Annotated in this window: 16 protein-coding genes and 1 pseudogene; 13 read left to right on the top strand and 4 right to left on the bottom strand. The window is 47.3% G+C overall.

Annotated elements, in window-relative coordinates; genetic code table 11:
- Window positions 1–18 precede the first annotated feature (18 nt).
- On the bottom strand, window positions 19–1,161 hold the full coding sequence (locus EHQ17_RS04085) for an SO2930 family diheme c-type cytochrome (RefSeq protein WP_246057381.1): 1,143 nt from the start codon (window positions 1,159–1,161) through the stop codon (window positions 19–21).
- Complete coding sequence (locus EHQ17_RS04080; RefSeq protein WP_135590913.1) at window positions 1,161–2,531, bottom strand: parallel beta-helix domain-containing protein; 1,371 nt, start codon at window positions 2,529–2,531, stop codon at window positions 1,161–1,163. The genes EHQ17_RS04085 and EHQ17_RS04080 overlap by 1 nt, the downstream gene beginning before the upstream one ends.
- Window positions 2,532–2,764: 233 nt before the next feature.
- On the opposite strand from EHQ17_RS04080, the gene EHQ17_RS04075 reads away from it, so the two are divergent.
- The 5 genes from EHQ17_RS04075 (at window position 2,765) to EHQ17_RS04055 (ending at window position 6,045) form a co-directional block, all read left to right on the top strand.
- Complete coding sequence (locus EHQ17_RS04075; protein WP_135590911.1) at window positions 2,765–3,469, top strand: LytR/AlgR family response regulator transcription factor; 705 nt, start codon at window positions 2,765–2,767, stop codon at window positions 3,467–3,469.
- 19 nt (window positions 3,470–3,488) lie between these two features.
- Window positions 3,489–4,880, top strand: a complete 1,392-nt coding sequence (locus EHQ17_RS04070) for a sensor histidine kinase (RefSeq protein ID WP_135590909.1) — start codon at window positions 3,489–3,491, stop codon at window positions 4,878–4,880.
- Between the two features lie 98 nt (window positions 4,881–4,978).
- Window positions 4,979–5,416, top strand: coding sequence for a hypothetical protein (locus tag EHQ17_RS04065; RefSeq protein WP_135590907.1), 438 nt, complete (start codon window positions 4,979–4,981; stop codon window positions 5,414–5,416).
- A gap of 13 nt (window positions 5,417–5,429) precedes the next feature.
- Window positions 5,430–5,732 (top strand): hypothetical protein, encoded by a 303-nt coding sequence (locus EHQ17_RS04060; protein ID WP_135590905.1) that lies wholly within the window; start codon window positions 5,430–5,432, stop codon window positions 5,730–5,732.
- 1 nt (window position 5,733) lies between these two features.
- Window positions 5,734–6,045 (top strand): hypothetical protein, encoded by a 312-nt coding sequence (locus EHQ17_RS04055; RefSeq protein WP_135590903.1) that lies wholly within the window; start codon window positions 5,734–5,736, stop codon window positions 6,043–6,045.
- A 33-nt stretch (window positions 6,046–6,078) separates the two neighbouring features.
- On the opposite strand, the pseudogene EHQ17_RS04050 reads toward EHQ17_RS04055, so the two are convergent.
- A pseudogene (locus EHQ17_RS04050) lies at window positions 6,079–8,751 on the bottom strand (TonB-dependent receptor plug domain-containing protein); the annotation flags it as partial.
- Between the two features lie 355 nt (window positions 8,752–9,106).
- On the opposite strand from EHQ17_RS04050, the gene EHQ17_RS04045 reads away from it, so the two are divergent.
- Window positions 9,107–9,625, top strand: a complete 519-nt coding sequence (locus EHQ17_RS04045; protein ID WP_135590899.1) for a DUF4442 domain-containing protein — start codon at window positions 9,107–9,109, stop codon at window positions 9,623–9,625.
- Between the two features lie 6 nt (window positions 9,626–9,631).
- Here the strand turns inward: EHQ17_RS04045 and EHQ17_RS04040 are convergent, their stop codons facing one another.
- Complete coding sequence (locus tag EHQ17_RS04040) at window positions 9,632–11,446, bottom strand: sodium:solute symporter family protein (protein ID WP_135590897.1); 1,815 nt, start codon at window positions 11,444–11,446, stop codon at window positions 9,632–9,634.
- A 177-nt stretch (window positions 11,447–11,623) separates the two neighbouring features.
- Here EHQ17_RS04040 and EHQ17_RS04035 point away from each other — a divergent pair, with 177 nt between their 5' ends.
- The 7 genes from EHQ17_RS04035 to EHQ17_RS04005 all read left to right on the top strand — a co-directional run bounded on the left by EHQ17_RS04035 (window position 11,624) and on the right by EHQ17_RS04005 (window position 21,102).
- Window positions 11,624–12,841, top strand: a complete 1,218-nt coding sequence (locus tag EHQ17_RS04035) for an aspartate kinase (RefSeq protein ID WP_135590895.1) — start codon at window positions 11,624–11,626, stop codon at window positions 12,839–12,841.
- 427 nt (window positions 12,842–13,268) lie between these two features.
- Window positions 13,269–15,347 (top strand): methyl-accepting chemotaxis protein, encoded by a 2,079-nt coding sequence (locus EHQ17_RS04030; protein ID WP_135590893.1) that lies wholly within the window; start codon window positions 13,269–13,271, stop codon window positions 15,345–15,347.
- An 82-nt stretch (window positions 15,348–15,429) separates the two neighbouring features.
- Entirely contained in the window at window positions 15,430–16,464 is a 1,035-nt protein-coding gene (locus EHQ17_RS04025; RefSeq protein ID WP_135590892.1) for a putative peptidyl-prolyl cis-trans isomerase, read from the top strand.
- A 47-nt stretch (window positions 16,465–16,511) separates the two neighbouring features.
- Complete coding sequence (locus EHQ17_RS04020; RefSeq protein WP_135590891.1) at window positions 16,512–18,050, top strand: spiro-SPASM protein; 1,539 nt, start codon at window positions 16,512–16,514, stop codon at window positions 18,048–18,050.
- Window positions 18,025–19,611 (top strand): cytidylyltransferase domain-containing protein, encoded by a 1,587-nt coding sequence (locus tag EHQ17_RS04015; RefSeq protein ID WP_135590890.1) that lies wholly within the window; start codon window positions 18,025–18,027, stop codon window positions 19,609–19,611. The genes EHQ17_RS04020 and EHQ17_RS04015 overlap by 26 nt, the downstream gene beginning before the upstream one ends.
- Window positions 19,612–19,803: 192 nt before the next feature.
- Window positions 19,804–20,589, top strand: a complete 786-nt coding sequence (locus tag EHQ17_RS04010) for a TetR/AcrR family transcriptional regulator (protein WP_135590889.1) — start codon at window positions 19,804–19,806, stop codon at window positions 20,587–20,589.
- Window positions 20,590–20,667: 78 nt separating this feature from the next.
- Complete coding sequence (locus EHQ17_RS04005; RefSeq protein ID WP_246057377.1) at window positions 20,668–21,102, top strand: iron chaperone; 435 nt, start codon at window positions 20,668–20,670, stop codon at window positions 21,100–21,102.
- The last annotated feature ends 69 nt before the right edge of the window (window positions 21,103–21,171 follow it).

Genomic DNA, 21,171 nt, shown 5'->3' with positions numbered 1-21,171 from the left:
TACGTGATTCTTCGACCTTCAGTTGCAAACCACGGGAGTAAGCGAATCGATCCAGTCCTTGATCAACTGAACTCCTTCCGTGTGAACCAAACTTCTTCCGAGCGCGGGCATCATCGCCGCGGCATTGGCGGTCTCCAATCTGAATTTCAAAATTGAGTGATCCGCGTCTCCGGGAACGATGTCGTACGTAAAACCTCCGTTTCCTTGTCCCGCCGATCCGGGAATTTTACAATAACCCAAATGGACCGTGTTCGCGTTTTCTACGTTTAGAAACAACTGCGACGTGATTCCGGACTGCGCGTTGGGATTGTGACAATGAGCGCAGTTGATATCGAGATACGCCCGAGCTCGTTCCTCTAAAGTGCCGGTGGCCACATCGAACGCGTTAGGCGCTCTTGGAGCGGTCGCGGATGCGGGAACTCCAGTAAGAAAATTCCTCAATTTAAGGACGTCGAGTTGATTGGCTCCGGAAGAAAGTGTCGAAGTTTTATTCAAATGCCTCGCCTTTAAACCGATGGGAACGATTTTTTTCGATCCTCCCGAATCGATCGTTTCGTGGCACATCCTACACTGGTTTTCGGAGGGCAGAAGATAATTCGCGTTTTGTGTCGCACCGTTCGCGTCGATAAAAGAGATAGCCTCCACTTTACCGCCGGGTCTGTAGTCTGCGTCCGTGCCGGCCTCGTTCCAAACGTACGGCAAACCTCTCCAACCGGTTTCGGTATGGATCAAAACCCTAGTTTCAACAATTCGAATATTATCGTTCGGTAATCTAAAATCCTCCGGCAAGGAGAAAGTCTTGGTCAGGATCGTACCGACCGGCAGGGAAAAGATTAGGCTCGGATCGTAACTCCCGCTTTCTCCTTCGGGAAGAGTGACCGTACGATATTTGAGCGCGTAATCAGAAAACAAAGGAGTATTCAGATCGTACGCGATCGAATTACCGCCGACTTCGAGTGTACCGTCTCCGACCACGTGTAACAGGCCGTATTCCGAAAGTTTTTGTTTAACCGTTGCGGACTGGGAATTCCCCAAACCCAAAATCGCAAGAGGAGTCAAATCGGCCGAGTTGTTTTCCTTACAACCGAAAAATAGAAATACGATCATACACAAAGGTATGATCGTAATCGACAGCGAACGTTTTACGAAACGAGCGATCATCAAAACGCGGCTCCGGACTGAACGGTTCCGTTACAACCGAAAACACCCAAAGAAGATCCGGCCGCAACGCGCACCATGTTGCTAGGATCCGGTTGATTGTTCAGATCCAAATCCGCGAAAGAACCTCCGACGTTGTCCTGAACGCAAAGATTGATCGTATTGTTGCCGGGATTGTTCTGGGTCGGATCCGGATTGTCCAAACCGTCGTAGAGAATCGAATCCACGGTCGTGTTGAACCCTCCCGCTCCGTAATAGCCGGCGATCAAAGCGCCTAACGCGTTCACCCCGGGGTTGGTGCCGTCGGGGGCGGTTCCCCCTCCGATAAACGTGTTATTGTGGATATAAACGTTTCTCGCAAAGGGATTCAAAGGAGGATTGGCTCCGGCCGCGTTAGTCGCCAATTGATTGGCGAGTGTCGCGTCGAATGCGTACGCGCTGATCACCGCGAGATCCACCGTCTTATTGGAGGAATACGTGTTTCCGAAAATTTCAACGTCGGAGGTTGCCATCACGAACGTACCCGTACCCGGAGGAATCGAAGCCACGAAACCGGCGCCGAAATTGGCGCGATTGTTCGAAGTGATCGTATTGTTGTACATCCTGATGTTTCCGCCGGAGACGGGATTGTTTAAGTCGAAGATGACGAGACCGCCCGTGTTGTCTTCGGCGATATTGTCGTAAACGCTCGCGTTTCTCGTGTTTTCGATTTCGATACCGGCCACGTTTCTTTTGGCGATGTTTCGTCTAACGATAGCTCCGTTGGTCTGTCCTACGTAAATTCCCGCGTCGGAAGCGCCGTATGATTCGCAATCTTCCATCAAAACGTTAAACGACTTCACGGGATAAATACCGTACGCGCCGTTCGCCGCGGAAGGTGTTCCCGTCCATTCCACCTTCAATCTTTGAATGTTAACTCCTGTGCTCGCCTCGACGCGGATACCGTCGCCTTTCGTGTTTCGGATCGTGATATCGCGGATGTTGAAACCGTCGCCCACAACGTCTAAACCTCCTTTGCCGGCAATCGTCATTCCGGTGAAATCCAGAACCGAAACGTCCTTACCGAAACCTTTGATCGTAATACTCTTTTCGCGAAGAACGAGACTATTGGTGATGGAATACGTCCCCGGACCGAAGACGAAAGTGGAACCGAACTGTGCCGTGTTTATCTTATCCGAGATTTCGCTTTCGGAGACGTCCGGCGTAAAACGATAACAAGGACCCGCGGAACCGAAACAAGGATCGCTCGCCGCGGCGAGGACAGCGAACATCGCGATATCATCGCCTTCTTTTTTCTTACAATCGGCGACGGATAAAACGGAAATCAAAGCCGCGACCGCACCTAAACATCTTCCCATTCCGGAAAACTTCATAACTCTCTCCAAAAAATCATTTTCGGAAATATTGAACGAAAACCGGAAGTTAGTCAAAAACGTAGGGAGCAAGATACGATCAAACGTGACTAACGGAAAAAAATACACGACGAAGATCCTTCTTCGCTTATCATTTTCGCACGGATAAAATGAAAACCGCTCGTCCCTGCCATACGACCGCTCATCCCACTCGGGCTTGACGAATCGCCGTACGTAGGATTCAATAGAAACGTATGAGAATTTTGATCGTGGAGGACGATTCCCTGAGTGCGCTGAGTCTTGAGATACTTTCCAGGGAATTCTTCGGAGGGAAGATCACTCAGATCAAGACGCTTTCCACCTTGTTAAGCGCGGAATGTTATATCCAGGAGAATCCCATAGACTTGCTTTTTCTGGACGTCAATCTTCACGGCCAGGAAGGATTTCAAATCTTAGAACTTTATGAAAGCAGGGGATTCGAAACCGTAATCGTGTCTTCGGAACGGGACAACGCTGTGCGAGCGTTCGAATTTCCGGTGATCGATTTCCTTCCAAAGCCGTTTCAAAAGGAACGTTTTCATAAATCGATGAGACGTTATTCGAGTACGAAGTCGAAAATTTCGCGCGTAAAAAAAAGGATCCCGATAAAAAAGGAAGGCGGCCTGCATCTACTTTCCCCGGATTCGGTGATGTATGCGAAAGCGGACGGAAATTATATGACCTTATATACCAAGGACGGAAAAACCGAAAAGATCCGAAAGACGGTTCGGGATTTTCAAAAAGAATTTCCGGAGGATTTTTATAAGATTCACAGATCGGTATTGGTAAGACCACAGTTCGTGGAAAAACTCATTCACGTCGGAAACTCGACGTACGAAGCTCTGCTGAAAAACGGAATCAGACTCCCCGTAAGCAGAAATCATTCCTCCAAAACGTTGGGTTTCTTCCAAAAAATCTGAGACCGGTCGATTCTTACGGATGAGTTTTTTCAAAAGCCCACGTTATGGCGGACAAAAGATAGTCAGACAGATAAAGGCCGCAAAACGGAGAAACGGTAGATTCGTCTCGCTTCGTTCGGATAAGAATTTTATAAAATCCTCATATTCGGAAGTGTTCGAAATTCTAAGGTATTTCATTCCGGCGGTGTTATTGTGTCTGATTCCGTTCATAACGATCGATTTAAAAGGTTACTGGCTCAAGCGAAACAACCTATCCATCGTAACGTTGGATCTAATCCTGGTCGCTTTGGGAATCGTATTCATCTATCTGCAGAATTTTTCGAAAAACAAGCGAGTAAAAGGGAAACGAAAAAAATACGTGGCACTGGCGGGGGTGGCGTTCATTTCGACGGCGGGGACCGCGATGAATTTGCTGATCATAAAATACGAAAGCGACATCTCGATCTTCGCGGCGGCGCAACTCAGCACCGCGATGTTGTTCCGTTTTCCGGACAACAGAAAGATGTCGATCATAATAATCAATTATCTGATCTTTCACTCGTTTCTTTGGAACGAACAGATATTCAGCTCCATCCTTTGGCAAAACTCAATATTCATATTTCTCCTAACGATCGCATTCGACAGGATCAGCTTTTTGACCAAGGCAAGCAGTTATTATAAGAACGAAAAAATCCGAAGTTTGAGCAGAAAACTGGAAAAGGAAACCGCGGATAAGGAAGAAATCCTGAGAATCGCCGTACACGACCTCAAAAGTCCGATTTCGGGAATCGTAAGTCTGAGCGGAATCCTTTTGGAAAATAAGGATAAGATCGGAAAGAAGTTCGTGGAAAACCTTTATACGACCAGCAAATCCATCCTGGAATCGATAGACGAAATCCTCTTCTTAAGCAATTCGAACGAAAAAAATCAGGAGCGTAAATCGGGGAATTTCGTCCTGGAGGAACTGACCGAGGAAGTCATCGCCAATCTAGACTTTTCCTTATCCGCGAAATCCATTTCTATAAAAAGAAAATTAAATGAAAAAAATATAATATTCGGAAATCGTAAAGTGTTCTATCGGATACTGGACAACCTCCTCGGGAATTCGATCAAATATTCCAAACCGAAATCGACAATCCGCCTTAAAATACGTTCGGAAAAAGGGGACACGACCCGAAGAGGAAAAGTGATACTCGAAATACACGACGCCGGACCGGGGTTCTCTTCGGAAGATCTGGAAAAAGGGATTCAGGAATTCCAAAAACTTTCCGCAAGACCGACGGGAAACGAGTCCTCGACGGGTTTGGGACTTTCGATCGTCCAGAAAATGTTGGTTCCTTTCGGAGCGGAGATAACGATCGGGAACTCGGAATTGACGGGCGGGGCGTTCGTCGTTTTGCGACTTTCCCCTTCCCGTTCAAGAGAATTATAAAATCCTAATATACAACTTCGAATCGCGAGCAAAACTACTCGAAAATAAAAGTATAAAAGAGTGGTCAAATACGGCGCTTCGGATTAATCTGGCAGCGAATGTCGTCTAAATTCGTAACGTTCGTCGGTTTCCTGTTAGTTTATAATTGTGCGGTCCTGCACAATTATACGTTAGGAGAAATAGACAATCGATCCGCAAATAAAAAGCCGTTCCAAATCCTCGTAAGCCAGACCGGATTTAAATTGGAAGAAGGGATTTCGCTCGCACAAGCCGGACTTGCCAGTAAAGGCGGGCACGCGAACGATCAATCGATTCGGGAATTGGAATTCGCAAAACTGATCATCGAACTTTCCACGATGGGTCCGGTTACCGGAGGTAAGGTTCTTAACGATAAATACGCGGACGAAATTCCCAAACTCATATACGAACGTTGCCCTTCCGGGAACATCACCGGATTGAGGAGTATTCGCGAAACGGCGCATTATCCGGTGATCTCCGGAGAAATCGTAAAAATCGAGGGATTCTGCATTGAATAAAATTCCCACTTTCATGAGCGCCTTAGTCCTGTTTACGGGCGCGTTCCTAAACGGCTGCGTTTTTTTACAAAGCGTATCGATCACACAACAACCGCCCGCCGGGCAGAGAAACGTTCCGATCGAAACGGAAGTTTCAAAATTCGTGATATTAGCCTTTAACTTCAACAACGACTTCTTGAACGAGATACCGGAAAAACTTTCCGCTCAATGCCCGAAAGGGAAAATCTCCGGATTGATGACCAAATACGAAAAGGTTAGTTATGTGTTCGCGCATCGAATGGTGGTAAAAGCGAAAGGTTACTGCGTCCAGGAATAAGATGAGATCCTTAACCGCCTTTTTGTTTATCTTACTTCTTTCGGGTTGTATGTATTCCGTACATCAATTCTCTTCGAGCGACGTCTCCGCACCTAGAAAATCGGAATCGATGAAACGTATCGTAGCCGAATCACAGCAATTCGTAATATTAGGTTTTGCTAAAAATACCGATTATGCCGACGAAGCCCTGTCGAAACTCATAAACCTTTGTCCTACGGGGACGATACAGTCGATCGGAACAAGATTCAGCACTGATCTGGGATTTTTATCCTGGACCAATAGGATCAGACTCGAAGGTTATTGTGTCGAGTAAACGTTACGGGAATTCCAAAAGTCCGAACACTTTCTAAAACTTAATCTGCATGCCGACGCTGATCAAAGGATAGTATTTTACCGTACCTCCGAACGCCTTCGATTCGATATAATTCGAGTTGTAGACTGGATCCGGGTTGCTCGGAGTAGTTCCCGTCAAAAGACTGTGTGTCGCGTTTCTGGAATAGGGACTGAAATTGTTGAACGACTCACTGATCTGATTTCTGTTCCCGAAGAAGTTGATCAATTCGAGATACGTGTTCACATAACCCCACTGGTAATTGAGAAAACGATCCACTCTGATATCTAACTGATGAAAATCGGGCCATCTACCTGAATTATAATATTCCGAATACGTCGGGGTATAAAGATTGATGCCGGTCGAAGCGATTCCACCCGCTTTGGAGGAATCGGTGATAGGAGTGATCGGAACGTTGGTGAGATACGTGTATTTACTTCCTATCTGCCAATCCTGACCGAATTTCCACGCAAAAACGATGTTGAGAATATGCGTCCTATCATAATCGTATAACAGCAGTTTGTCGTTGTCCGCCAAAAGTTCGAAGTTCCCGTCGTCGTAGTAGTTGAGATAATTACCTCCGTCGTGCATCTGATACAACAACCTGCGGTCGCGGTTGTCGATATTCCTTTGACGCGTTTCGTCTTCGCTAAGCTGAGGCTGATGATTGTTTCTTTTCGAGACGGAATTGGTATAGGAAATCCATCCGAAAAAACGCCTCCCGGGACCGGGATTTGCTTTGAGGAAAAACTCGACCCCTCTGGAAAAACCGTCTCTCGAATTCGAATAATTCATGTTACGTACGACGAACGGATTGTCGAGTACGTCTTCAGGACGGTTGACAATGTCCCGTTTTTCGTTGTTAGGTTGGTACGGATTCTGGATATAAGCGTCGGGTGTGACTAGATTGGAATACTGATTATGGAATCCTTCCACCTTGATCAGATAATTGGATGTGATCCTTTGTTCTATACCCGCCGACGAATGAATCGAACGTTCCATCTTTAAATTCGGATTTCCGGAACGAGAAGAGAATTGTTCGATCATCAAAGGCGCGTTAAAGTGTTCGCCCGTTCCCGCAAGTAACTTGGTTCCGGAATTTTGAATCTCGTATTCCACCCTACCTCGGAACGCGTCCCTTCTTTCGTGCGCCTTATCGTAGTAATCGTGGCGATAACCGGGGAGAATGCTCAAACCTCCCAACTTAAACTCGAGTTCCGCGAAACCGGCCAACTCCCTCGTTTGAATCCTATCTCCCTCTATCAAAGCTCGAAATTGCCGGTTGGAATCGAGAAGGCTGTTGAAAAAATCCAGAAAAGTCGCGTTCGAAGATTTGATGTCCTCTCCTTGAAGTTGAATCGTCTTATCGCGGTATTGTCCGCCGAAACGGAACGTTAGACGCCTTTGAATCAATTCGATTCTTGTGTTGCTTTCGACGAAGTTCAGACTTTGGGAAGTTACGTTCGTAAGACCGAAAATCTGTTCCGCGGTCAGGGGATTTTTGAAATCTACTTCGAAGTTTTCGCGGAAGTAATTGTTTGAAACGGAAAAAGATGTTTCGAACCAGGATTGATTGTTGTAAGAATAACGAAACCCAGAGGTTCGAAAGAGGCGCTCGAGACCGACAGGAGGGCGCCCAGATGCGACTGTTTCGATTACGGAAGCGCCGAAAAGACCCTTTTTACCGTTTTCGAATTCGTCCTGACGTTTGGTATATTGTTGTTTGTCCTTTGCACCGAATAATAAAACCGTAAAGTTATGATTCGAAGCCGGCTTCCAATTGAATTTAGCCTGATAGTCTTCGTAGTCCGCGTATTTCGCGTCGGCGGGAATACCCTCCGGATACAATTTAAGAAGCGTAAAGTTAGGATACGACTTACGCGCGGAAACGATCGCAAATAAACGTTCGGAAATCCTGTTCTGGTGATAAACGTCCGAAAGAAACGTGTTCAAATTGATCACGGATGATGTTTTGGCGACCGAATCCGGGGTCCTGATATCGATGATTCCCCCCGTTGCAAAACCGAACTGGACGGGAAAAGCCCCCGAATAAACGTTAAATGACTTTATAATATTATTATTTAGTACGGAAGACTGGTCGCCTAAATGATACGGATAAGACATCGGGAATCCGTCCAGATAATAACCGTTGGAGAGAGTGCCTCCGCCGCGCATAACCAAAAAACCGCGTTCGCTGTTGGAATACGGATTGGAATTTCCGACGCTGTTCACGAGGTTATTGAACGAAGACGAGGAAAGGCCGATCGGCGGAACCGCGGCGATACCCGGTAAGGTTTGAATCGATTTTAACGCGTCGTTCTGCGCACCCGGCAAACGTTTGATCTCCTCTTGTTGAAGCGTGTAACGGGACAACGATTCCAATCGATCACCGAGAACGTTGATTTCTCCGACCGCCGTTTTACCGATAAATAGGAAAATTTTTTGTCCGTCGTAGTCCACGGTCACGGATTTTTTGAACACCTTCTGCGGCGTCATGATCCGAAGGTGATAGGTTCCCGGAGAAGGAAACGATACTCTAACCGAACCTTCTCCGTTCGTGATCAGATACTTTCCGATTTCCTGAAATACGATCGGGGTATTTCCAACGGCCTCGTTTCCCGTTTCCTCGGAAACGAAAATTTCAGCGTTCAAACTTTTTTGGGAAAATAAGGGAGAATGGAAAACGAGGACGAAACAAAAAAATCGAAACAAAACCTTTTCGGACGAAAAATAAAACTTCCCCGAAACGAAACGACGGTCCGAAAAAATCGCTCGAACGTTATGCGAAACTGCACAAAGTCCGACAAACTCTCCATTTCGTAGAAATCGTAAGAATTTCCCCATAATCTTTCCGAATTCCTCAGAAAATACGGAAGCCGTCGTTTTTCAATAATTAAATGATCGAAAAACGTCTAAAACGTTTCGAAAAGTAAAAAGTAAAACGGTTTACCTAAGGTTCTAAAATCGTACACAACCCGATAGACGTTCAAATTTAGTTTGACATCAAACAAATATAGTTTTATATAAAACTATATGAGGGCTTATGAATCTGAGAGACTTTACTTCCGCTTTTTTATTTCAAATGGAAATGTTATTAAAATTGCCGGTTTATTGGCGTTGTGGAGGACGAGTCAGCTTTCTTTCCGGCGATTATAAGACGATGAAAGTCAAACTCCCGTTGATCCGAAAAACGAAAGGGCTTATGGGAACACACTTCGGCGGATCCTTATACGCGTTTGTGGATCCGATTCCACTTTTTTTACTCAAACGGAATTTAGACGACTCCTACATACTCTGGGACATCGAAGGATCCATCCGATATCTGAAAGCCACGACCGAGGATGTGTTCGCGGAAATCAGAATCCGGGAGGAGGATTTGGAAAGGATTCAAACGGAATGCGATCGGAAAAAGAAGACTAACTTCAACATAGAAATCGACGTTTTGGAAAAGGACGGAACTCCCGTGGCCAAGGTTTACAAAACCATATACGTCCGCAAAAAACCTTCCCGCGAAAAGATGGTCGCAAGAACGCGCGCACCGGAAAAAACATTCGAATATTAATATATTTTATAATTCTTTATCTTTTCCGAATTCGCGTCTCCAATAATACGTTCCCAAAAGGGAAAAAGAGACCAGACAAACGAGCCCCTGCCAAGGTTGAAGCAGGAAAAAATATCCGATCGAAAACATTCCGAAAAACAAAGCGCTCGTTCCGACGACCCAAGATATCGTTTTAAAACGGAATTCATCGAGACGTTCCCTGCTTTGAGCCCCGTTCCAAAATCCGAACGGCTCCACCCTTTTTACGAACCTATCCAGAGTTTCGGCGGGAACCGGAGGTGTGAGCAACGTGATCGTTATCGAAACCGCGACGGATCCGAGGGCGACACAACAAAGAAGATATTCGGATCGGACCTCGGGAAACGCCGGATACAATATCAGGGAAAGCACAAGCGCGGTGATCATTCCGGAAAGTTCGGTCCAAGCGTTGGTTCTCCACCAAACCCATCGTAAAATCTGCGGAAGCCCCATCCCCGACGCGAACGCCAAAAGAAATTTCCAAGCGCTGGCGATCGAAGAGATCTGCGTCGCGACCAGAATCGCGATCATCGACATCAATACGACCGCGATTCTACTCACCCTAACAAGGGTTTTGTCGTCGGCCTTCGGATTTACGAATCTGAGATAAAAGTCGTTCACGAGATAACTCGCGCCCCAATTGATATGCGTGTCCGCGGTGGACATGAACGCAGCCATCAAACTGGCGAACACGATTCCCAAAACCCCGCTGGGTAAAATCAACTTCATCAAAACCGGATATCCCATTTCCCGATCGCCGCGCACAGACTCCCCTTCCGTAAAATATCGGGTCGGATCGTCTAACGGAAATACTACGAGAGTTACCAGCGCGGTCAGAATCCAAGGCCAGGTCCGGATGATAAAGTTGGCCGCGTTAAACCAGAGCGAACCCTTTTCTGCCTCCGCAGGGTTTTTCGCGGTATGAATCCTCTGCGCCAAATAACCCGAACCGTCCGAATAATACTGCGCCCACCATTGTACGAAAATGAATATTAGAAAAACGGAAAACGGTAACGAAGCATCCCGAAAGTCGGGCCAAAAACCGAGGATCGATTCGCTTTGATCCGGATAGGTCGCGTGCATCTTTTCGAGAAGACCGGAAATTCCGCCCTGACTGGAAACCGCGTACACCGCAAAAAGAATCGCACCGCCCATTCCCAAAGCGAACTGCACGAGATCGGTGAGAATCACTCCTTGGATCCCGCCCATACTGCTGTAAACCACGACGACGACGAAAAGAATCAAAACCGTGATCGTATTATTCAAAGAATCGAATATTAGAAAAGAAGGCCAGACTTCCCGAACGACCGCGAACGCCTCCGGTCCAAGAAGTTGGGACCAATCCAAAAACGGCCCCGTGATTTTGGACATGGCCTTAAAAACCCAACCGAGTACAATCGAATTTACTAATATACTCAGATAAAACGCTTTGACCATCCGGAGTACGACCGCCGGTTTTCCCCCGTATCGGAGTTCGACGAATTCCACGTCGGTGAGAACTTCGGCCCTTCTCCACTTACCCGCAAAAAAAACGGTCATAGCCATATAACCGATGGCCCAACTCCACCAAAACCAATTGGCCGAAATTCCGTCCGCGGCGACGAACCCGGTGATTACGAGCGGCGTATCCGCGGCGAAAGTCGTGGCCACCATCGAAGTTCCGAGCCACCACCAGGGAAGTTTGCGGTCCGCTACGAAATAGGAGGAGAGACTTTTTCCCGCTTTCGGTGAAAGAAGAATTCCCGCGGCGAACGCGAACGACAAATACGATAAGATAAAAAACCAATCGATAACGCTGAACATACTTGCTTCTTTAGGATCGAACGGAATTCGTCCTAAAACGAAAATCCCGAGGTATCGATAAAACTTTCGTCAGTTTTAAGAGATTCCGTGAGAATGAAATCCTCTTTCCAAAATCGGGGAAGCGAAATCGAATTCTCTTGATCCCCCGACCCGAAGGAAAAAGATGACCGGTAGGTTATGGCAAATATCATCGTTCAGAAATACGGCGGAACTTCCGTGGGAACTCCGGAAAGAATCCAGAACGTTGCAAGAAGAATCAAATCCTATCGAGAAAAAGGCAACGACGTAGTCGTGGTAGTTTCCGCGATGGGACATACCACCGACGAACTCGTGGACCTCGCCGGAAAAATTTCAAAAAATCCTCCCAAACGAGAAATGGATATGTTGCTTTCCACGGGAGAACAGATTTCCACCGCACTTTTGGCCATGGCGCTTTGGGAAATTGGAGTTCCCGCAACTTCCTTCACCGGATCGCAGATCAAATTACTTACCGACGGAAATTTTTCGAATGCAAAGATCAAAATGATCGATCGATCCAAAATCGACGCTTCCTTGGCGGACGGTAAGGTCGTCATCGTCGCCGGTTTTCAGGGAATCGACGCGGACGAAAATATCACGACCCTGGGTCGAGGAGGTTCCGACACTTCCGCCGTCGCGATCGCGGCCGTCTTGGGCGCGAAAGAATGCGAGATATACACCGACGTGGACGGAGTTTATACGGCCGATCCGAGAGTCGTTCCGAACGCAAAAAAACATTCACAAATCACGTATGAAGAGATGCTCGAACTTGCGAGTTTGGGAGCGGGAGTGCTTCATTCCCGCAGCGTCGAACTCGGAATGAACTACGACGTGGTCATACACGTTCGATCCAGTTTCAACGAAAACCAAGGAACTCTCGTCGTAAGCGAGGACAAAATTATGGAAAAACTGAAAGTCAGCGGAGTCACCGCAAAAAGCGATCAAGCAAGAATCACCATCGCGGGAGTTCCCGACAAACCCGGGTTAGCCGCCGGTCTTTTCGGGGAATTGAGTTCCAAACACATTCTCGTGGACATGATCGTTCAATCCTCTCCGCATAACGGAATCAATACGATCTCCTTCACCATTCCCAAAAAGGACGTTGCCGAGGCGAAACCCATCCTCGAATCGTTTTCCAAAACTCAAAACGCGAAAGATCCGGAGATCAACGAAAACATCGCCATCGTCTCCGCGGTCGGGGTCGGAATGAAATCGCACGTAGGAGTCGCGGCGGGAATGTTCAAGGCCCTCGCCGACAACGGAATCAACATAGAAATGATTTCTACTTCCGAGATCAAAATCTCCTGCGTCATTCCGGAAGATCAGGCGAAAACCGCGGTCAATAAAATCCACGAGGTGTTCGGTCTTTCCGCGTAATCGATTTCGACAACCCGACCGCCAAAAAACCGCGGGCTTCGATCGATCGGAGAACGCTTTTTTTTGCAAAACACAAATGTATTTTTGCGACGAGGATCGAAGCGGCGGGTTTCCTACGCGTATCTCCCCTTACTCGTAACCCTCGACAATACCTTCGACCAAAATTAGATTTCGATCCGCGGAATTTCGAACGTAAGAAGCTGCGGATCCGACTCCCTCGCTTTTCTTACTTTCATCATCCGTTCATCCTCGAATCGTAAACCTTCCCCGAAAAGGCGACATAGATGGTTTCGAAATTTCAATCACTCCAAACTCCTGCAAAACGGTTATTTTTTTATAAGTTGGCGATATTTTGCTCGTGCATTTCGTCCCATTGTCTTTTAGTCTTCTTTTCCTGTTTATCAAGTAATAGATCCGGAGTCCGGCCATGAGCATTCGATTTCGAATTTCACTCTATCTTTCCATCGTTCTTTTTATCGGATTCACGGTACTCGCGGGGATCAATTCCTACACCGCGTACCAAAATCTCAAAAAGGAAGTCCTGACAAGTTCGGAAACTACCGCGGAACGTTGGACCTTCGAAGTCAAAGATTACCTCGATACCACGATGGCTTTGATCCGGGGATTTCGTTTTCCGTTGATGTTCGCGACGCCAACACGCGGTCAGGTGATCACTTCGTTGCGCGAAATATTAAAACGAAACGAGAACATATACGGGGCCAGCGTTGCTTACGAACCCAACGCCTTCGACGGAAAGGACGCTCTTTATAGGAACACCGAGGGACACGACTCGACCGGGAGATTTCTACCGTATCTTCACCGGGGAAAAACCGTGGACGATATCGTTCTCGAACCGTGTAAATTCTACGAAAGCGACGGACCGGACGGAGAATGGTATCAGGTTCCCAAAAAAACGAACTCTCCCCACGTTACCGATCCCTTCTATTACGAAATCGAAGGGAAAATCAGCATACTCATGATCTCTCTCGTCGTACCGATCAGCGCGGAGGGAAGATACTACGGAATGGCCGGACTCGACTATCAATTGGAGGAATTGCAGAAACTCCTCGGCGATACGAAACCCTTCCGCAATCAGGGATACGTCGCTCTCGTTTCACCTAAGGGGATTTATGCGGTCAACGGCTTCGACCCGTCTCTTGTGGGAAAATCGATTCCGAACCGGGAGGATTTGGATCTCTATCTCGGAAAAAGTCAGGCCGGCGAAAAGTTCGTTACCGACTCCAACGGACATACGAACTACTTCTTCCCGTTTCATATCGGAAAGGAAAAAAGATTCTGGGTGATGCAGGTCAGCATTCCCGATTCGATCTATACCGACGATATCCTCGGAATCGTCTTCAAAAGTCTGGCGACCACGTTAGTCATCTTGGTCGCGGTGCTTTTCAGTCTGAACTTCATCTTCCAGAAACTGATCTCCACCGGACTTTTAAAAGCCATCGGATTTTCCGAAGAGATAGCCAAGGGAAATCTCGTCGCGACGCAGGAACACGACCGCGAAGACGAAATCGGAAAATTGCTCGGATCCATGAATCTCATGCGGGAAAATCTGCTTCGTGTCGTCCGCGAAATCGGGGCCTCCGCTTCCAAGTTGAAAAACACTTCGCAAAAGATGGCGGAATCTTCGAGAAGTTTTTCGGACGTCGCACAAACACAAGCGTCCGCAGCGGAGGAATCTTCCGCGGCCGTCGAAGAACTGGCGGCCTCCGCGCAAAACGTCGGTACGTCGATGGAAAGAGCCGTATCCAGCATGAAGGAAATCGATTCCAACGTCGTACGTCTCAAAGAACAGATCGTGAACATCAACAACGAGATGCAGGGACTCGTCCAACTCGCGGCACAATCCAAGGAACAAGGAATCACCGGAGAAAACGCGATGATCGCCTCCACGAACGCGATGGGCGCCATTGGAGAAAGCGCTTCCAGAATCACGGAAATTCTTTCCATCATCACCGAAATTTCCGAAAAGACGAATCTGCTCGCGCTCAACGCGGCCATCGAAGCCGCGCGCGCCGGAGAAGCGGGAAAAGGATTCGCCGTCGTCGCCGAAGAGATCGGAAAACTCGCCTCACAAACATCGACGAGCGTTCAGGAAATCGGAGCCTTGGTAAACTCCACGAACACCGCGGTCCTAAACGGAAATTCGAAAGTTTCCGAAGCGTCCACCGTTCTGAAAAAACTCAGGGAACAAGTCGAAGAATTCGATCGATACGCGAAGAACGTATTATCTTCCGTAAAAACGCAGGAAGAGAACACGAAAGAAATCGCGGAAAGCGCCAACGAACTCATGACGTTCAGTCTTCAGATCGAAGAAGCCGTTCTCGAACAAAAACGCGCCACCGACGAAATCACCAAAACGATCGTAAGTATTTCCGACGGAACCCAAGAGATCGCAAGCGGGGCCGACGACCTCACTTCCTTCTCCGGAGAAATGCACGGACAAGCCGAACAATTGGGACAACTCGTGGACAAGTTTAAGACGAACTAAAAGGTTTCTCCGAGAAAAACGGTTGAACCGAGAGAACACGCGGAGGATCTTACAGAACGAAGATATTCGCTGGGAGACTCGGATGAATTCAAATCGAACACGCACAAAAGCCTTTTTCTTCGGCGGATTGTTCGTATTCTTATGGATTCAAAGGCCGGTTTCCACGGCGGAATCCCTCAATCGGGTCATCGCGACGGTCGGGACCCTTTCCATTTCCGAACTCGATCTCGACGACGCCGCGGAAAAATACAACCGACTTCAAAAACATCTCAAACACGAGGATATGAGAAAATCGCTCCGGACTCGGATCTTGGATTTTCTCATCGACCGCGCGATCGTGGACGTGGTCGCGGAAGAGGAATCGATTCAGGTCAACGAACAAAGAGTGGATTCCGAAATCGAAAAAAGAATGGAAGTCATGGGAACGACCAGTCGCAAACAATTCGAAAAAGCGATGGAATCCTCTTCGGGAATGCCGTTCGAACTCTGGGTCACGGAACTTCCGTATCAGATCAAAAAAGGACAACTTCTGCAGTTGAAGATCGCCGTACCTCCTCCGAGCGAACAGGAGATCCGAAGTTGGTACAACCAAAACAAGGACAAGGTGGGATTCGAAATCCGTTACAGGATCATCGCGGTCGCTCCCGAAAACGATTCGGTGCAGGAAGAAAACAAGATCTACAAGGAAGTTTCCGAAATACGAAAGTCCGTCCTCGCCGATCCTTCTTCCTTTTCTCTGATCGCCGGTTCTCCCCGGAACGATCCCGCGTTGCGGTCCAGACGAGGAATGGTGGAATGGATCTCCTCCTTCGATCTTTACAAATACAGCAAGATCACCGCGACGATCGCGGCGCCTTTGCCCAACGGAGGTTTGTCCGAAGTGTTCCGCGACGAACGCAAACGCTATTGTATCTTGAAAATAGAAGGAAAACGTCCCACTCCGATGGACAACCTTCGCGGGGGAATCCAAAACATACTCTATCGGGACAAAGAAGAGGAAACCTTCCACAAATGGCTCAAAGAAGCGAGGACGGAAATTCCGATCCAGATATTCGACGAGGCTTATAAAAAAGAGAATAAGATTCCCACGAAAGAAGAGAATTTCAACGTGGATTGAAATTGAATACGGTAAGTCTGAATTTCCGCCGATAATAAACTCGAACGATGAAGTTTCCGATCACCCATTCCGCCGTATTTCTGGATTCAACGACGGAAAAACTGCTGCTTTCCCTATCTTCCGAAGAAAAGGAAAACCTCGTCCGTCTTTCCTTATCGCGCATTTCCGAAATACTTCCCGGTTCCAGGGTGGATTTCAACGTATGGCCCCTTTCGGAAGATCCCAAAACATACAATTTTTTGAATATTCAAATCTTAGAAACTTCTTCCGAATCCGAATTTTTAAAAAAAGTCGCGGTTTCTCTTCCTCCGTCCAGAACCGGAGACGCCGACTGGGACGACGTTTCGTTTTTTTATTTCACCGGATTATTTCCGTGTTTGGACCCGGCGCTTTCGCAGGAGTTGTATGAAAGACACGACCGATATCTTTCCCAATATTCCTACAGCGAAAATCTACCCGTAGGAATTGTGCCGTATATCCTTTCACGGGAATTCGTAAACGCACTTCCCTCGGAGCTAAAAACGAGCGCGCACGAATATCTTTTAAAAAACATCAATCACTACGACGTGGAAATTTTTTATCACGCTCCCGATTTGAGACAATACCGTCTCGACTTTTCCCTGAGAAACCGACGTTCCCTCAATCTTGTGCGGGGATTTATAGGTTCCAAGGAGAATTGGAGGTATTCGGAAATCCTTCCGTGGATTCAAAACAAACCGGAGGTATTCAGAACGGGACCTACCTATTTGGAGTTGGAGATCTACAGAGGATGTGAATTGAGTTGTACGTATTGTCCGCGACAATACGGCGATAATAAAAAGGACGGCAGCAGGATCGAGGTCGATTTGCTCGAAAAACTTCTCGCACAACGGGAGGAATCCTTTTCGGACGAATATACCGTTTGTTTCGGAGGATCGGGCGAACCCTTGCTTCATCCCGACTTCGTTTCGCTTTTATCGACTTCCTTAAAATTTCCGATGTTGCAGGAATTGATCGTGGAAACCGCGTTGTACTCGGACCTCGAAACGGTCCTGAAATATTTGGAAACCATAAACGCACAGGACAAGGAGCGGATCACTTGGATCGTAAACTTGACGACACTCGATCCGGAACGATACGGATCCCTCTACGGAAAAAAAGAACTACGAACCGTACTTTCCAATCTTGAAAAACTCGAGAACGTATTTCCGAAAAAAAGGATTTATCTTCAATTTCTAAAGATCCAGGAAACCGAGGACGAAGTGGAAACCTGGGTGGGCGAAACCGAAAAGCGCGGCTTCGGAATCGTACTACAAAAATACAATCGATTCGCCGGATTGATGCCGGAAAAAAGAACGAGCGATCTGACTCCGATCCAGAGGGAGTTCTGCTGGCACCTAGACCGGGATTTATACGTGAACTCGGACGGAACCGTATCCGTATGTAGACAGATTCCCGGTAAAGAACTCGGAAACCTACATAAAGAAAATCTAATAGATATTTGGCGTAAAGGACTTCCATCGTTTTCCCGTTCCTTAAACGGACAACACGAAACGACGGGCGCTCCTTGTCTTAGCTGCGATGAGTGGTATACGTTCAACGCGTAATACGCCCGAAATATTCGCCTTTATCCAGGCCCGTACCGGATCCACACGATTACCCGGAAAGGTTCTTGCGGAATATCCCGACGGATCGGGGAAAACGCTGATCGATCGTATTCAGGAAAGAATCGTATCGGTTCTTCCGGAGGAAAGGATCGTTTATCTGATTCCCGAAGAGGACGAAGAATTGCGGGAATTTCTGGAACGAAGGAAATACACGCATTTTTGCGGACACGCGACCGACGTACGGGAACGTTATATACGCGCCTCGGAATTTTTCGAAGCGGAATGGATTCTTCGCCTAACGGGCGATAATCCTTTTTACGACACCCTCCACTTGGATCAACTTTTGGAGGCTTTCGTTTATGCGACTCCCGACCTCGCTTCGATTAACGGACTGCCGCTCGGTATGGGCGGAGAAATTTTTACCCGAAGGGCGTTGGAATGGGCTCCCGCCAATTTGGAGGAACGACACAGGGAACACGTTAGTCTTCATATCAAGGAAAATCCGGACCGCTTTAGAATCCTAAAACTCGCTCCGTTGTTAAGCGAAGACGATAAAAAAATCGTTCCCGAATTACGGTTGACCGTGGACGAACCGAAGGATCGGGAAACCGTAAATCTTATCCTCGGAAATATGGAAACCGGACATACGTTTTTCGGAGCCGAGGATTGTGCGACGGCGTATCGAAAACATCCCGAATGGTTCCTCGGGAACTCGGACGTGGATCAGATTCGATTCCGAATCCCCGAGGAAAAATCGAACGAACGGAAACGGATCGGAATTTTAGCCGGAGATCCGAAACGTTTCGGAAGCGGACATTTCGAAAGGACCCGCATTCTTTTCGTTCTACTTTCCTCCGAAGGATACGAAACGATACGTTTAAGCCAATTTCCCCCGGACGGAGAAGTCGATCTCATCGTGGTCGATTCCAGAGACATTCCAATTCCCGAATATTCAAAAACGAAACTATTCTTGATCGATCACTTCGGCCCGGAGCGAAGAAGATATCGGATTTACGATGCCCTTCCCCATCCCGATTCTGAAATTCCGTTTTCTCCCGATCGAATCCTGATTCCCCCCAGATTAAAGACGACGGAACCTAAGGACGGATCGTATTTATTGTGTTATGCGGGCAACCTGCGCGTTTCGGAAACGGAAACGTTGGACGTCCATCTCGAACGTCTCCGTTCCTCGGAAAACGTCGAAAAAATCGTGCGGGTCGGAGGTGCGGAACCGCGTTCTCCGCTCGTCGAACATCGTTCTCGCATTTCCTCGTTCCGTTTCCGGGAACTTCTCTCCGGATCTTCGGGGTTCGCCGGTTATTTCGGCCAATCGTTGTTCGAAGCGGTATTTCTGAAAAAAAAAGTTTCCAGCTTTTCCATCGGACCGATTCACACCGCACTTTCCGAACTGGCCGAGAAAAACTTCGGAATTCCGTTTGCGGGAGAATTGGGAACGGATCGTTTCGGTCAAACCTCGGAACTACGACGGAGCACGGTGACGATAGACGGGAGCGGTTATCCTCGTTTGCTCGCCGAAGTGCAGGATTGTCTTTTGCGGTAATTGTGAGGGGGCTTTTACGGCAACTTGCCCAACGGGAATTCCTCCAAAGAGTACGCGGTAGTTCCCGCAATTGCTGGGTTTTACGATGATTCCCTCGTAAAACCTAGGAGTTCCTACATTTCCCAATTTTCGATTGACGAAAAATCCACGTTCCCCAGAAAATAGACCGACGGTCGGTCTAAATTAAATCTCATGCAAAAGCCGAATCAAAACAAACAAAAAGGCAAAGAAACCAAGGAGGAGATCCTCGTTTGCGCGCGGACATTTTTCTTCTCCCGGGGCTACGATTCGACCTCCGTCCAGGATATCATCGACGAGTTAGGAATCGCCAAAGGCACGTTTTATCACCACTTCAATTCCAAAGAAGAACTTTTGATGGAACTGATCAAAACGATGTCGGACGAATTGACCAAAGAACTTCTGCAAAACGTAGAATCCAGAACACCGAAAAACACATTAGATAAACTTAAAATAATACAGGAACTTCATTTCGACTGGATGGACAAAAATCCGGAGATGATATTCTTTTTCATAAAGGCGTTGTATCTTCCCCAAAACCTTACCCTCAAATCGAAATTGGAAAAGGAAATTTTCAAAAGGGATCTCGACTTCATGTCCGATCTGATCGTTGAGGGACAAAAGGACGGCTCCTTCAACGTCGATATGCCCGCTCCCTTTCTTGCCGAATCGATATTGGCGATGAGTTACGTTCAAAACGAAAGATTCGCTTTTTTTATGTTGGGAATCGGAGACGTGAGCGCTGAATCGATCTACGAAAACAGCGTCCACTCCTACGAAATATTCTCCAAAATTTTAGGAATAAAAAAAGCACCCAAACTTCCCTTTTCGAAAGAAGAAATGATTTCGGCCGCGCTGAAACTGCGAACCTTCGCCCAGGAATTTGAAAAACAAAACTCAGGATCAAACGAGGATCCAGAATCCACGGCTTCGAAGAAAAAAGGAGGAAAGCGGGAATAGGTTTTCCATTGGGATAAAACCGCTTCTGCGAATCCAAAAATGTATCTCTTTTCTTTCATTCCGATTCCGAAATTTATTATGTCCTCGGAGATCCGCGATTATATCGAGACACAACCCGAGCCGCGCAAAGAAAGATTTCTCGTTCTTCGCTCCTGGATCGTAGATACGTTTCCCGAAATCCAGGAGTTTATGAAACAGGGAATGCCCGCCTATGGACTCGGAAAAAACTGGATCCGATTGGGCGCTCAAAAAAATAGGATCTCGATCCATCTCTGCGATCCGTATCATCTGCAAAGTGTCAAAAAGAAATTTCCAAATCTATTCTACGGAAAAACCTGTATCGACATACCGGACGACGCTCGATTTCCTCTCAAGGAAATCCAAACTATGATAAAGTCGGCGCTCAAAGCGAAGACGAGTATCTTGATCGGCAAAAACGTTTCTAAGCGTACGGGCAAAATCGGCTCCTCATCAGCAAGCGCTTTGAGACAAAATACGCGCCGCAAAAAATAAAACGTTCGCCAATTTTTCGCGTCGAAAAGTCGGTTCGGTTTGAATCCTCTTGACCTTGGGCAAAAGCAG

Origin of the sequence: Leptospira gomenensis, from assembly GCF_004770155.1 — a bacterium.
GTDB classification, from domain to species: domain Bacteria; phylum Spirochaetota; class Leptospiria; order Leptospirales; family Leptospiraceae; genus Leptospira; species Leptospira gomenensis.
This window is presented reverse-complemented; position numbering and strand designations above follow the sequence as displayed.

Excerpts from the sequence above, each read along its gene's own strand:
- EHQ17_RS04005 (WP_246057377.1), top strand. The coding sequence starts at position 20,668 with ATGTCCTCGGAGATCCGCGATTATATCGAGACACAACCCGAGCCGCGC.
- EHQ17_RS04025 (WP_135590892.1), top strand. The coding sequence starts at position 15,430 with ATGAATTCAAATCGAACACGCACAAAAGCCTTTTTCTTCGGCGGATTG.
- EHQ17_RS04065 (WP_135590907.1), top strand. The coding sequence starts at position 4,979 with ATGTCGTCTAAATTCGTAACGTTCGTCGGTTTCCTGTTAGTTTATAAT.
- EHQ17_RS04030 (WP_135590893.1), top strand. The coding sequence starts at position 13,269 with ATGAGCATTCGATTTCGAATTTCACTCTATCTTTCCATCGTTCTTTTT.
- EHQ17_RS04055 (WP_135590903.1), top strand. The coding sequence starts at position 5,734 with ATGAGATCCTTAACCGCCTTTTTGTTTATCTTACTTCTTTCGGGTTGT.
- EHQ17_RS04020 (WP_135590891.1), top strand. The coding sequence starts at position 16,512 with ATGAAGTTTCCGATCACCCATTCCGCCGTATTTCTGGATTCAACGACG.
- EHQ17_RS04080 (WP_135590913.1), bottom strand. The coding sequence starts at position 2,531 with ATGAAGTTTTCCGGAATGGGAAGATGTTTAGGTGCGGTCGCGGCTTTG.
- EHQ17_RS04015 (WP_135590890.1), top strand. The coding sequence starts at position 18,025 with ATGAGTGGTATACGTTCAACGCGTAATACGCCCGAAATATTCGCCTTT.
- EHQ17_RS04075 (WP_135590911.1), top strand. The coding sequence starts at position 2,765 with ATGAGAATTTTGATCGTGGAGGACGATTCCCTGAGTGCGCTGAGTCTT.
- EHQ17_RS04060 (WP_135590905.1), top strand. The coding sequence starts at position 5,430 with ATGAGCGCCTTAGTCCTGTTTACGGGCGCGTTCCTAAACGGCTGCGTT.
- EHQ17_RS04085 (WP_246057381.1), bottom strand. The coding sequence starts at position 1,161 with ATGATCGCTCGTTTCGTAAAACGTTCGCTGTCGATTACGATCATACCT.
- EHQ17_RS04035 (WP_135590895.1), top strand. The coding sequence starts at position 11,624 with ATGGCAAATATCATCGTTCAGAAATACGGCGGAACTTCCGTGGGAACT.
- EHQ17_RS04045 (WP_135590899.1), top strand. The coding sequence starts at position 9,107 with ATGAATCTGAGAGACTTTACTTCCGCTTTTTTATTTCAAATGGAAATG.
- EHQ17_RS04010 (WP_135590889.1), top strand. The coding sequence starts at position 19,804 with ATGCAAAAGCCGAATCAAAACAAACAAAAAGGCAAAGAAACCAAGGAG.
- EHQ17_RS04040 (WP_135590897.1), bottom strand. The coding sequence starts at position 11,446 with ATGTTCAGCGTTATCGATTGGTTTTTTATCTTATCGTATTTGTCGTTC.
- EHQ17_RS04070 (WP_135590909.1), top strand. The coding sequence starts at position 3,489 with ATGAGTTTTTTCAAAAGCCCACGTTATGGCGGACAAAAGATAGTCAGA.